This is a genomic window from Brevibacillus choshinensis, from assembly GCF_001420695.1.
Lineage (GTDB): Bacteria > Bacillota > Bacilli > Brevibacillales > Brevibacillaceae > Brevibacillus > Brevibacillus choshinensis.
Window position 1 is genome coordinate 957,256 of the sequence record NZ_LJJB01000007.1, and the last position, 12,406, is coordinate 969,661.

12 protein-coding genes and 1 other RNA gene are annotated in these 12,406 nt (G+C 48.5%); 7 read left to right on the top strand and 6 right to left on the bottom strand.

Annotation, left to right across the window (positions count from 1 at the left end; translation table 11 throughout):
- The first annotated feature begins 87 nt into the window (after nt 1-87).
- Nucleotides 88-489, top strand: a complete 402-nt coding sequence (locus tag AN963_RS04565) for a LysM peptidoglycan-binding domain-containing protein (RefSeq protein WP_055743351.1) — start codon at nt 88-90, stop codon at nt 487-489.
- A 142-nt stretch (nt 490-631) separates the two neighbouring features.
- Nucleotides 632-820, top strand: coding sequence for a hypothetical protein (locus tag AN963_RS04570; RefSeq protein ID WP_055743352.1), 189 nt, complete (start codon nt 632-634; stop codon nt 818-820).
- A gap of 103 nt (nt 821-923) precedes the next feature.
- Here the strand turns inward: AN963_RS04570 and AN963_RS04575 are convergent, their stop codons facing one another.
- Nucleotides 924-1,184, bottom strand: coding sequence for an alpha/beta-type small acid-soluble spore protein (locus AN963_RS04575; RefSeq protein ID WP_055743353.1), 261 nt, complete (start codon nt 1,182-1,184; stop codon nt 924-926).
- A gap of 33 nt (nt 1,185-1,217) precedes the next feature.
- Nucleotides 1,218-2,333 (bottom strand): radical SAM/CxCxxxxC motif protein YfkAB, encoded by a 1,116-nt coding sequence (yfkAB, locus tag AN963_RS04580; RefSeq protein WP_055743354.1) that lies wholly within the window; start codon nt 2,331-2,333, stop codon nt 1,218-1,220.
- Nucleotides 2,334-2,409: 76 nt separating this feature from the next.
- Here yfkAB and AN963_RS04585 point away from each other — a divergent pair, with 76 nt between their 5' ends.
- Nucleotides 2,410-3,087, top strand: coding sequence for a DUF1385 domain-containing protein (locus AN963_RS04585; RefSeq protein WP_055743355.1), 678 nt, complete (start codon nt 2,410-2,412; stop codon nt 3,085-3,087).
- Nucleotides 3,088-3,162: 75 nt separating this feature from the next.
- On the opposite strand, the gene AN963_RS04590 is transcribed toward AN963_RS04585, so the two are convergent.
- Entirely contained in the window at nt 3,163-4,092 is a 930-nt protein-coding gene (locus AN963_RS04590) for a DMT family transporter (protein ID WP_055743356.1), read from the bottom strand.
- Between the two features lie 113 nt (nt 4,093-4,205).
- Between AN963_RS04590 and AN963_RS04595 the strand changes: the two genes are divergently transcribed.
- A complete protein-coding gene (locus AN963_RS04595; RefSeq protein ID WP_055743357.1) occupies nt 4,206-5,627 on the top strand; it encodes an aminotransferase-like domain-containing protein in 1,422 nt (473 codons plus the stop codon).
- A gap of 156 nt (nt 5,628-5,783) precedes the next feature.
- On the opposite strand, the gene AN963_RS04600 is transcribed toward AN963_RS04595, so the two are convergent.
- Both AN963_RS04600 and AN963_RS04605 read right to left on the bottom strand, forming a co-directional pair.
- Nucleotides 5,784-6,317, bottom strand: coding sequence for a gamma carbonic anhydrase (locus AN963_RS04600; RefSeq protein WP_055743358.1), 534 nt, complete (start codon nt 6,315-6,317; stop codon nt 5,784-5,786).
- 13 nt (nt 6,318-6,330) lie between these two features.
- Nucleotides 6,331-6,639 carry an iron-sulfur cluster biosynthesis family protein gene (locus tag AN963_RS04605; protein WP_055743359.1) on the bottom strand — a complete coding sequence of 103 codons (309 nt, stop codon included), beginning with the start codon at nt 6,637-6,639 and terminating at the stop codon, nt 6,331-6,333.
- A 137-nt stretch (nt 6,640-6,776) separates the two neighbouring features.
- On the opposite strand from AN963_RS04605, the gene rnpB reads away from it, so the two are divergent.
- From rnpB to AN963_RS04615, 3 genes are all read left to right on the top strand, one after another.
- Nucleotides 6,777-7,159, top strand: an RNA gene (rnpB, locus tag AN963_RS30075) — RNase P RNA component class B.
- A gap of 228 nt (nt 7,160-7,387) precedes the next feature.
- Nucleotides 7,388-9,739 carry an S-layer homology domain-containing protein gene (locus tag AN963_RS04610; RefSeq protein WP_236707870.1) on the top strand — a complete coding sequence of 784 codons (2,352 nt, stop codon included), beginning with the start codon at nt 7,388-7,390 and terminating at the stop codon, nt 9,737-9,739.
- A gap of 187 nt (nt 9,740-9,926) precedes the next feature.
- Nucleotides 9,927-10,520, top strand: coding sequence for an IseA DL-endopeptidase inhibitor family protein (locus tag AN963_RS04615; protein ID WP_236707871.1), 594 nt, complete (start codon nt 9,927-9,929; stop codon nt 10,518-10,520).
- 24 nt (nt 10,521-10,544) lie between these two features.
- On the opposite strand, the gene asnB is transcribed toward AN963_RS04615, so the two are convergent.
- On the bottom strand, nt 10,545-12,392 hold the full coding sequence (gene asnB / locus AN963_RS04620) for an asparagine synthase (glutamine-hydrolyzing) (protein WP_055743362.1): 1,848 nt from the start codon (nt 12,390-12,392) through the stop codon (nt 10,545-10,547).
- Nucleotides 12,393-12,406: the final 14 nt, after the last annotated feature.

Here is a 12,406-nt window from a genome sequence, read left to right on the forward strand (position 1 = left end):
TTGGGAAAATGGGTATTGGTTTAGGTTCGCAGCATACGGGCGGGCATAGGTTAATAACGAAACAAATCCGAAAAGGAGTGATCGCGAGTGAACTATGTAGTCCGTGCGGGAGACACATTAAACAGCATCGCTGCCCGCTTTGGCGTACCTGTCCAGGAACTAATCCGTGTCAATAATATTGCGTATCCCTACTACATTTACGTCGGTCAAACAATCTACATCCCCACTGCCACTACGCCGGCCCCGACTCCTCCCCCCATGAGCGACTTCGACCGTCGCCTGACACGTGCTGAGTATCGAATCGATGCTTTGCGGGACGACTATACGAAGTTGAGTGACCGTGTCGATCGTCTGGAGACTCGCATAAACAGACTGGAAACGCGCGTTACGAATCTGGAGCGCCCAGTACCACCACCTCCTCGTCCGCGTCCGACCACCACACCTACTCCGCGTCCGACCACTACACCGACTCCGCGACCTAGACAATAGCATCATGATTCTACAACGATGAAATGCCCGAGAGTTGCCTTCGGGCATTTTGTGTATCATCCTAAATTTTTTTCGTTGGGTGATTTCCTCCGAACGCCTTGCTGCATAGGGTGATAGGAGAGGATTAAGAGGAGGTGCGGCCATGTTTGGGCTTAATGGGAAGATTGTGAGACACCATTTCATGGGCGTCTATGGGAAAGTGGTGCAAATCCGTGAACTGGTGGAAGTGATCGATACTGTGTTTGATTCCTTCCACAAAGTGAACATGATCAGCAAGACCATGCTGGGGCCTCGAAAGCCGAGTGCAAAAAAGCTGGATCGACTTCGCTAGATGAAGAAACGAAGAAAACCCCGCTGTTTGCTCTTGAGCATGGACAGTGGGGTTCTTTCGTATAGCTGGAAGAAGAACAGGAAGCCGATGTGGCATGACAAGCTTAGTCACTATTTTTATTCTGCATGGCTTGCATGCCCATTTTGACCATTTCCTTAACCATGCTCCCGCCCAAACGTCCACCGATACGACCGGCGTCATGGGAGCTTAGCTGGCCATTGTACCCGTTCTGCAGAGGAACATCTAGTTCACGCGCAACTTCATACTTCGCCTGATTCGGGTCATCGACTTGAGCGACCTGTGCCTTCAGGGCATCCAGTCCGTTTCGTGAGTTCGCAACGAGAGGTCGCCTGCGTTTGCTCATATTAGCTTTCACCTCTACACCTATGTTGCCCGTTTAGACCAAAGCCTTGCGCTGGGTAAAGTCGGTTTCGTTGTAGTAGGTATTGGCAACCAGTAAATTGGGACCGGCACACTGGGCTTCTGGGCAGTAGCAGCTGATTTTTTCGTTGAGCGAATGCTTCTGCCAGGTGTCAAACATCGTTTGAAGCTGATCAGACTGAATGTTTCCGAGCGGCTCGACATCACCAAAATCCGTTACGATCACTTCACCCGTAAAAATATTCACGTTGAGGCGATTGCGACCATCCGGATCATTGCGAGTCGTTACATTTTTAGCTTCTCGCAAGCGCTTGATAAGCTCGCGATCTGCTTCGACTGGGCTGCAAGCGAAAAAGGGCAAGGTGCCAAACAGCATCCACAGATCTTCATTGCGGATATCGAGCATATGGTGAACCGCGGCTCGCAGCTCATCTAGCTGGAGGACGTCGAGATCACGGGCAAAGTCGCTCGCGTACATCGGATGGACTTCGTGGCGACGGGCACCCATCTCTTGGATTTGCTGGTGAAGAGTCACAAGCTTTGGCCATGTCCGATGGTTCAGCATCGTTTCGGCGGAGACAAACACACCGGCATCCGCTAGCTTTCTAGAACTATCCAGCATGCTGTTGAACAGAGCTTCTGCCTGTTTGGATGAAACCGCCTGTCTTGCTTTTGCGTAAACAATATCATGGAATTCTTCTGGAGTAGACCAGTTCCACGAAATGTGCATGACATCTATGTAGGGAAGGATCAGTTCATAGCGCGAGAATGGCATGGACATGTTGGAATTGATCTGTGTTCGCAGCCCTCGATCGGTCGCATACTTCAGGATAGGCAGGATGACCTCTTTGACTGTACGCTCGCTGTACATCGGTTCGCCGCCTGTTATACTGAGAGTGAGAAGATCACGTGCTTCATCCAGACGTCGCAGGATTAGGTCAACGGGTAGAGCAGGATCGTCCTTGTAACGCAATGTATCACCCACTGCACAATGCTCACAACGGAGATTGCACAGATTCGTTACGGTAAATTCGACGCTAGTCAGCTTGTAGGCTGGTGGTGTCGCACCCGCCAACGGCTCCCATGGATCTTGCTTAGGTGTGAGTGGTGTAGTCGGAACCATGCGGATCAATTGTGGAAACCTCCTTCATTCTGTGTACATTCAACCTATTATAACGACATTCGAGCGGAAGGAGAATAGCTTACAGATGATTATGGGAATGTCTTTTAGTCGTGGCGTCTTATTTCACGATCGGAATGTGTTGGCCTGTGCGGAAGTGAAAGACGGAGTCATCCATTTGTGGGCTGAAAAAATTACGATTCGAACCATCGGCAAGCTCTGGTACCGAATCTTTTTCTCCTTTCCTTGGTATTATCAGTTGTTTCATTTGCTGCTAGCTGGATACGTCATTGCTGCATTTTTGTATCCATCCTGGGCAGTTGTCGATCCCATGTGGATTGCGGTCTACATAGGAGGCTTTCATTTTGTCTTTCCAAGTGTGATGAAAAAATTCCACGGAGCAGAGCATAAAGTATTCAGTCATTATGGAAGAAAAAAGATGGACGCTATCGGGGAAATTGCGAAGGCGGATATCGTCAATGCGGGTTGCTCGACGAATCTGGTTGTCTGGTATTTCATCGGCTTTGTGCTCACTGTGTTTTTCCTGCCGTTGGAGTGGAGCGTTGCCAGCGGGGTGGCGACACTTCTGGCTGGGATGTTTGGTGATCGTTTTTTGCGCAAATACTGCGGTTTCGCTTACAAGCTGTCCGGGTTTTTCCAAAAGCATTTCACGACCAAGGAACCGGACCGCGTACACCTGGAGACAGCGCTGAGGTCGTATATCCTGTTCGAGCACATTCGGGATATGGAGCGTCGTGCAGCTTAATCTGTTAAGCAGACGCCTAAGAGGAGAGGGGGAGCCCTCTCCTTATTTGTATTCACGAAAGCTCATTAGCAGGTCTTATCTTTGGTTACTGATGGAAGGCAAAACGCCTGCCTTTTTGTTCACTAGCTTTTTCAAGTTTTCCAAATTGACCAGAACGATGCCAACGATAATCGTAATTCCTCCTACCAGCGACAAGATGGTTAGCGGCTCATGATAGAGGACTGCCCCTAAGCAGAGGGAGATTAATGGAGAGATATATAGCCAGGTAGAAGGGAATACCGGATTGGTTTTGGCTACGAGCCAATAAAAAATGGTGTGTCCCATCATGGATCCGACGAAGATTAAATAAACAAGTGAAAAGATAGCTGTCGGAGTAAACATGGATGCGATATGCGCCTGCTCTGTAAACAACGATAACAGCAGAAGCAGGAATCCGCCATGCATCATCTGAGCGGCATTGAGTGCAATGGGTGACGTATGCTGGAATCGCTGGATGACATGACGAGAATAGACAGCGCCACCAGAATAAAAGATTTGACCAAATAAGACCACCAAGCACCCAAGCAGCCAGTACTTATTGAAGTCGATGGTAAGACCTGGTAAGAGCAAGATGACAACACCTGCTAACCCAACGAGACAACCGACCCAAGCTGAGCCGGAGAGCTTTTGTCGAGAAAGGAACGTCTGTAGCAGCAGAATAAGTAGAGGCGCTGTTGCCGATAAGATAGCGGCAATCCCAGAGCTTAAATACTGCTCTGCCCAGTACAAAGAGGCGAAGACACCAAAGGTAAGCCCTAGACCTGTCAGGAACATCTCTTTCGTGAACAAGAGCGACAGGCTCGCTTTCTTTTTCCAGACCATCCAAAGAAATAAAATAAAGCCAGCTAGAAAAAAACGAATACCCGCTGAGAAAAAGGGCGACGCGCCTGCATCTATCCCGACTTTTATGGCCAAAAAGGTCGTACCGAAGATTAAACACATCACGATATAGTTGAGCAGTATCATTGTGATTCCTCCTTTCCACCAGCATAAGGGAAGAGGAGTAGAACAGTTTTTAACGAATAGAACAGATAGCGACTTATGCAATCATAATAAGAGGTAGGAGAGGGGGAAGCTAGATGAAAAGAGGGGTTCTTTCCAATGATCATTCCGACAAGCTTTTCGAACAGATATACGACTATGTTTTAGAACGAATCAGACGCGGAGAGTGGAAAGAGCATGAAAAGCTCCCATCTGTCCGTACGCTGGCACTGGAATTCAATGTCCATCGGCTCACGGTGTTTAAAGCCTACCAGTTGTTGAAACAAAATCAAAAAGTGTATGTAAGAGATAAATCGGGTTACTATGTACAGCCTGGCCATGGTTTGTCGTTGGATTCGCGTAATGATCCCATTGTTTCTGCCTACGTTCAAGAGAGTCATCTCTCGGAAATTCATCAGGTGCAGGCCACGTATCAATTTTCCAAAGCCCTACTCGATCCGAATCTTTTGCCAAACCTGTATTTTTCCGAATACGTGAAAAAGGTTTTTGATCTATATCCAAAAGTATTGGGAACGTATTCGACGATACAAGGTGATCAGGAGCTGCGAGATGCCCTATGTGATTATTTCATCAATCATTATCACTTTTACCTGAATCCGGACGAATTATTGGTCACCTCGGGCTCTCAAGAAGCCATTGATATAGTGGCCAGAGTCTTGATAAAGCCGAGAGACGTCGTTTTTCTGGAAAGACCGACATACAGCCCAGCCATCGATGTCTTTAGAAGACAGGGAGCTACAATCGTCCCCATCGAGATTGAAGAGGACGGGTATGACCTGGATCAAGTAGAAAAGCTCCTGCAAACCCATAAGCCGCGACTTTTTTATCTCAACCCTACCTTTCAAAATCCAACGGGCTACACGATCCCTGTAGAGCAACGAAAACGATTGGTGGAACTGGCTGCACAGTACCAATGCTTACTGGTAGAGGACGATCCTTATCGTGATATTTACTTTGGAAAAAAGCCGCCGTTGCCGCTGTTTTCCTATGATACGTCTGGGACGGTCATCTACATTCGCAGCTTTAGTAAATACATCGCGCCTGGCTTGAGCATCGCCATAGTCGCCTGCCGTCCGTCTGTAATGAACCTGTTGGTGAGAGCGAAGTCACTCGCAGACAGTGGGACTCCCCATTTGAATCAAAAGATCTTCTTGCACTATTTCTTTTCAGCACGAATGCAGCAGCATTTGGAGAAGCTCCGAATTGCTCTCTCCATTCGTAAGGAAATGATGGAGGAAGAGTTTTCTGTTACCGACTGGAAATGGTCTAGCCCGGCAGGAGGCTTCAACCTGTGGATGATGCTTCCTGAGTCTGTTCCCATGGATGATTTTCTCAGCAAAAGCATCGAGAATTCCATTACGTTTGTGCCCGGATCGATATGTGACCCACTTCGGGAGTCAAAATCATGGATAAGAGTGTGTTATTCCTATTTGAATGAGCAGAAATTGCGTGAAGGGGTGCAGCGGCTGATCAGCGTGTACTCATCTGTCCATCAATAAAAGATGGGTGAACGGGGGCCATCCTCGATGTGGCGACAGGTGCTTCGTCTTTTGTGGCTGAAGCGAGAGGTCGTTTCTTGAAAGGTGCCACAGACTATTTGCAAATCACAAAATGGAAACAAAAAACCGCTCAAGTAGCGGCTTTCTTTTATATGCTTATTCTCTGTCCAGCGGCGCTTGTTCCAGCTGACGGTAGGTTTTTCCTTTATCCACATACGATTGGCGAATACGGATAAGCTCTTTGTAATCCGCTTCTGTCAGTTCGCGTTTGACCTTTGCTGGGTTGCCGACCACGAGCGTGCGAGGAGGGACCTTCATCCCAGGAGGCACGAGCGCTCCGGCCGCGACCATCGCGTCCTCACCAATTTCAGCTTTATCCATAATGATGGAGCCCATCCCAATTAAGGCTCCGCGTCTGACGATACAGCTGTGCAGAACAGCGTTGTGACCAACCGTTACTTCATCTTCCAAAATCAGAGGATTATTCGGGCTCTGGTGCAGGGTGCTGTTGTCTTGTACGCTCACACGTCGACCGATAACCGTCGGGGCAATATCACCACGGATGACGGTGTTGTACCAGATCGAGGAATCCTCGCCAATTTCTACATCGCCAGAAACGACAACACCTTTCGCGAGGAATACGGATGGATGAATGCGTGGATTGACATTTTCAAATGATAGCAGTAACATAACTTCCTCCTAATCAATGTATGTGCGTACAATCATTTTGCAATGGCCGAGGATGAATGATTGAAAACCGCCCGGTCGTAGCGTCGCAATCGATGATCGTGCCAGTCAGTTGTTCCGCCTCTTCATCTTGGTACAGAAAACGAATTCCGCAGAGTTCCAGCTCATGATCGCCCTTCTGTGCTTCGGTGATCGCAATACTGTAGGTAAAGCTCCCACAACCCGTTGTCGTAGGAATGAGTTTTATCCCGAGCTTGTCTGAATCAGGCTCTTCAGCGATCAACAGGGCAAGGCGTGCTGCTGCGTGTGGGGTAATGATAATCACGGTCAACCCTCCTTGTAACATCCTCTATTGTACTACAGGTTTTGGAGAATGAACAATTTGGACGTGTTTCCAGGATGCCTTGGTTGACCGATCAAACACCATATGATAGAGTAGGGTTACTGATTCGATAACGCAGGAAATGTGGGTAGTCGCTGCCGCGATCGTTCGCGATTGGCGGTAGAGGAAAGTCCAGGCTCGCCCAGGCTGAGATGCTTGGAGTGTTCGTACCTGGTGTAAACCAGGGCAGTGAGGTTCGCCTCGCTGACGGCGTGGAAAAGGCTCTCTCTGAGGCCCGAGTACGCTGAAAGTGCCACAGAAACGTAGCTTTTCTGGCGACAGAAAAGATGGAACGCGGTAAACCCTGCGAGCGAGAAACCCAAATTTGGTAGGGGAACCGTCCTAAAGGAACCAAACAGAGGGACGGATGGCGTCTGAGACGTCATAGATAGATGGCTACCGCTCTTGGTGCGAGGGGGAGACCCGCTTGAAGCACGGGAGAGACAGAACCTGGCTTATAGCATTTCCTGCTGGAACGAAACGTAAAACCGTCTGAGTGATTCAGGCGGTTTTTTTGCGTTTATTAAAAGCTTGAGTGATATTTTCAAAAGACTGTCATAAGTTGGCAGGGAGTGGACATGCAACATTTCAGAGAGTACTCACGTCAAATAGAGCACTTGCCCAATAGACTCGACAAGATGAGGCAAGAACAGACAAAACATATACGGGCTACTTAAAAGTAATGGAGGGAATGAATTTGCAAAACTTTAAAGCACGATCTGCACAAGATCTGAAGAAAATACTCGCTGGAGCTGTTTTGGCTGGGATGCTGGCTGTACCGAACATGGGACTTGCCGCGACTGCCCTGCCGCTATCGGATATCGCTAAAAACACGAATAAAGACGCGATTCTAAAATTGAACTACGCAGGAGTATTGAAAGGCTACACCGATGGAACATTCCGACCAGACAAGGAAGTAACGCGCGCTGAGTTTGCGAAAATCGCCGTACTCGCTATGGGGTACACGGATGATCAGGCAAACCTGCTGAAAGGTTCCACCAAGTTCAAAGACTTGCCTTCTAGCCATTGGGCAACAGGATACATCAATTTGGCAGTGTCTCAAGGAATTATCAAAGGCTACCCGGATGGCACGTTCAAACCAGATAGCAACGTAAAAATCGCTGAGGCACTGACCGTTTACGTACAAGGCTTGAAAATCAATGTAAACGCATCGAACACAAGCGAGTGGTATTACCCGTACCTGTTGGCGGCAGATAAAGCGGGGATCTACGATACGAAGGAAACACCGACTATTCCGGCCAAACGCGATATTGTTGCCAAGTACACAGATCGATTCATGGAAACGCCAGTGTATGCAAATGGCTCCTACTATGACAAAGATGGTAACGCAGACGGAACCATCAAAAAGCTGCCAGTTGTGAAAGGAACGGTTACTTCTTACGACAAGTCATCGAAAAAACTCAAGTTGGCAGGACAGAGTGGCGATATCACGATCTCTGACTCTGCTCAAGTGTACGGAAATGTCGTTGTGGGAGCACAAGTCGAATACATCGTGAAAAGCGGAAAAGTATCCTTCTTGACCGTTTCTACTGCGGAAGCCAACATCGTTGAGGGTGTAGTGAAGACCGGGTTGAACTTCACCACAGCAGTGGGGGATGAGAAAAAGTTTAAAGCGATCGTAAATGGCAAAGAGGTTGTGCTGGAAGTGGAAAATGGCGTGAGCGTTTCGCGTTCCCAAATCGGCCAAAAATTCGTCGCTGTGATGGATGAGGATGGAAAAGTAGCCTCTATCACATTCTCGAAAAACACAACAGTAGGAACCGTGGAAAAAGTCTCATCTGTGAGCGGATCCAATTCGAAAAAAGAGATCAAGGTAGATGGAACGACGTACGTCCTGACGACGTCTGCTACTGTAAAAGAAAAAGCGCATCCGCAAGCCAAGGAAGTGTCAAGCTCCTTTAGTGACATTGAAAAAGGTGATGCCGTCGAATTGACGATGGACGTGGATGGCAAAGTCACAGCAGCTACCATCACAAAGCTGAGTGTCGTAGAACCTATTCGTGTCGATACGGATGAAAATATGATCAGCTTTGACGGATACGACTACGAAGTATTGGAAGATACGGAGCTTCTCGTAGATGAAGACGAAGTGTCCGAGCTCGATGACCTGAAGAACAATCAGGTAGCCATCCTCACGTTTGACACGAATGGCAATCTGAAAAAAATCGAGCAAGGCGTGGGAGTCGCGAGCAACAAGCTGATTGAGGATACGACTGCGTATCAGGCTGGCAATCCGGAGAAGCTCGCTACCATCAAGGTAGAAGGCAAGATTTATAGCATCTTGACCACTGCCAAGCTGACGGTTAACGAGGAAAGCGTGTCTCCAACCTCCATCGGCACGGATGATTTGAACGATTACAGAATCATCACCTGGAAATACAATGTCGGCACGAAAAATATCGTGGAGTTGACCTTGGAAAAACAAACGGTGACTGGCTATGTAACCAAAAAATCTGGTGATAAGATTACGGTTGGTGGAAAAGTATACCAATTGGCTTCTGGTGTTACGATTGACAGCGATGCTGCCTCCAACGACAAGGAATATACTCTTACACTAAACAACGCGGGCAAAGTGAAAGCTGTAACAGGTGCTGCGAGAAAAGTAAGTGGTGTAGTCGATTCTGTGGAGGTTCGTAAAGAGGACGGAAAAGTGATTTCCGCCATCGTTGAAGTGAATGGCAAGAAATACGATGTCAGCGACGAGGACGCAATCAAGGACGTAGATCAATTTGAATATGCGACATTGACGTTGAATCGTGATGGTGATGTGACAGCAGCTTCTGCGCAAGGGAAAAAGGCACAGAGCGACGTGAAATTCGTAGGCATTGAGTCTCGCGTAAATGGAGACAAATACGTATTCTTTGATGATGTGTCCAGCAGCATGAAAATGGCGAAGGACGCTCAGATCAAATATTACGATGGCTCTGAACTCGATGAAGACGAGATCAAAACAACAGACAAGGTTGACTTGTGGACAAATGCAAGCGGTCAAGTCTATGTAATCGTCGTCGCAAAACGATAAGAAAACCATTCGAAGCAAACGAAAAATAAGGCTCTGCACCCACCCGTTCTTTGGTACATACACGCAAAGGATTGGGTGGGTGTCCTTGTTTATTGGGTATTCATCTAGGCTAACTCCTGTCAGGAAAAACTGGGTAGTAAAAGGGGCGTACTAGCATAAGCCCTTTCCCATAGGGTTTATGGAGGAGGTGAATTCCTTGGATGAATTGCGTATGTTCAAACAGTTTATCCATGCGGCCGAACTAGTCTGGACTCAGATCGCCACCTCGCCTAGAGGGAAGCCTGTCTATACGATCAACAATGTAGATTTCACACCCCTGCCGGAGAGGTACAACTCGAAGCGAAAAATTTCCCGCATCTTTCGTCGTTACTGGGGGAGACAGCTAAGCGAGACGATGATTCGCAATCTGAATCTGCGTCTGGTCAAAGGGAAGCTCTGTGTCCCGTACGGCGAAATTCCACCATTCCCTACCGTAGTACAATCGTTGCAGCTCAAGTTAAATCGTCCCAATCAGAAAGTAGTTTCAGTGGTGTTGAGCGGAGCAAACAAAAAGGTTCGGGTCGATTATCGATTGATTCGTGTGGGAGCTACGGCCCCTTATACGATCATGAAAAGGTCAGGCAAGGAATACGATCGACGGTACCGACCACCAGTCGCAAGTAGTGCAGCAAAGGCGAAAGCGAAACCTGCACCGAAACCTGCACCGAAACCTGCATCAAAGCCAGTAGCAAAACCAAAACCAATGTCCAATGGAAGAAAAAAGCTCCTCAAAACCCCGTAACAGGGGGCGAGGAGCTTTTCTCGTTTACGCTTCGATCGAGACGTGGTATTCCCTAAGCCAGTAATCTAGTTGCCCTAAGTAAGCAAACAATTGTGGAGTACTCATTAACTGACCGAAAAACGGAATGCTGGATGCCTGTGCATCTGATTCAGCAATACGCCGAATGGTAGGGACGTCGATCAGAGGCAGCAATGGAGATGTTGAGTCATTCAAAATATCCAATAGCCAGGTACGAACACCCTCTGTGTAAGAAGGATTGTGCGTCTTGGGATACGGGCTCTTTTTCCGATAGAGGACTTCATCCGGCAAGTAACCTTCCATCGCTTTTCGCAAGATGCCTTTTTCGCGGTTGCCATAAGTCTTCAGCTCCCACGGGATGTTCCAGACATACTCGACGATGCGATGATCGCAAAATGGAACACGAGCTTCGAGACTTGCCGCCATACTCATCCGGTCTTTGCGATCCAGAAGAGTATTCATGAACCACGTAATGTTGAGGTAAAACATTTCTCGTCGGCGTGCCTCAAAAGGGTTCTCGCCTGGCAATTGCGGCACTTCATCGATTGTTTCTTCGTACCGCATCGCGACGTACTCTTCCGGCTTCACCCAGTCTTTGAGCTCCGGTGCCAACCAGGAAGCGCGTTCTTTGGTTGCTCTGGCCCAAGGGAACGTACCGGCATTCAGCATTTCCTCCCGATGGAACCAGGGATAACCGCCAAAGACTTCGTCCGCGCATTCACCTGAGAGGACGACGGTCGTCTCTTTCTTGATTTCTCGACAAAAGAGGTAAAGGGATGCATCCACATCTGCCATCCCCGGTAAATCACGGGCGAGCGTCGCAGTTTTCAGCGCATCGATCAGCTCACCCGTATCAAACACAATGTTGTGGTGATGGGTCCCTAAATATTGCGAAACGAGCTTCACAAATGGTGCGTCCTCATTGGGCTGGAATGCGCTCGCTTGAAAGTGTCGGGCATTGTCTACATAATCGATTGAATAGGTATGCAGGGTCCCGCGCCCTTCCTTTTTGAAGGATTGAGCAGCAACTGCAGTGATTACACTGGAGTCCAATCCACCTGAGAGTAGAGTGGAGACAGGGACATCCGCCACTAACTGACGATGGATGGAATCTGATACCAGTTCCCTTACCCGTTTGGCAGTATCCTCCGCATTGTCCGTATGCGGATGGCTTTCCAATCGCCAATAACGTTGTTGTTTGACACCATCTCGGGTGACGACGAGGGAGTAGCCTGGGCGAACCTCGTAAACATCACGGAAAACGCCATGACCGGGTGTGCGGGCTGGACTGATGGCGAACACCTCAGCCAATCCTTCGCGTGAGAGAACAGGCTTGACATCGGGATGAGCGAGCAAGGATTTCAGCTCAGAGGCAAAGAGAAAGGAACTGCCCCGTTGTGCATAAAATAAAGGTTTTACCCCCATCCGATCTCGAGCAACGAACAGACGCGAAGCACGTTCATCCCAGATCGCAAAGGCGAAGATCCCGTTGAGGCGACTGACGCATTCCGTTCCCCATTCGAGGTACGTGTGCAGCAGTACTTCCGTATCGGAGTGGGATTGGAACGTGTGACCAGCTGCCAGCAGCTCCGCACGCAAATCTTCGGTATTGTACAGTTCACCATTGTAAATCATGGTACACGCATATTCGTTTTGGAAAGCCGTCATGGGCTGTTGTCCGCCAGCCGGATCGACGACGACCAATCGACGATGTCCGAACGCAACACGTGGAGTGACCCAGAAGCCTTCCGCATCAGGCCCACGTTTCGTCAAACAGTGCGTCATTGCTTGCAAAACCGGACGCTCCTGGGAAAGGTCTTTTTCCCAATCAATCCAACCTACGATTCCACACATGTCTATTCACCCTT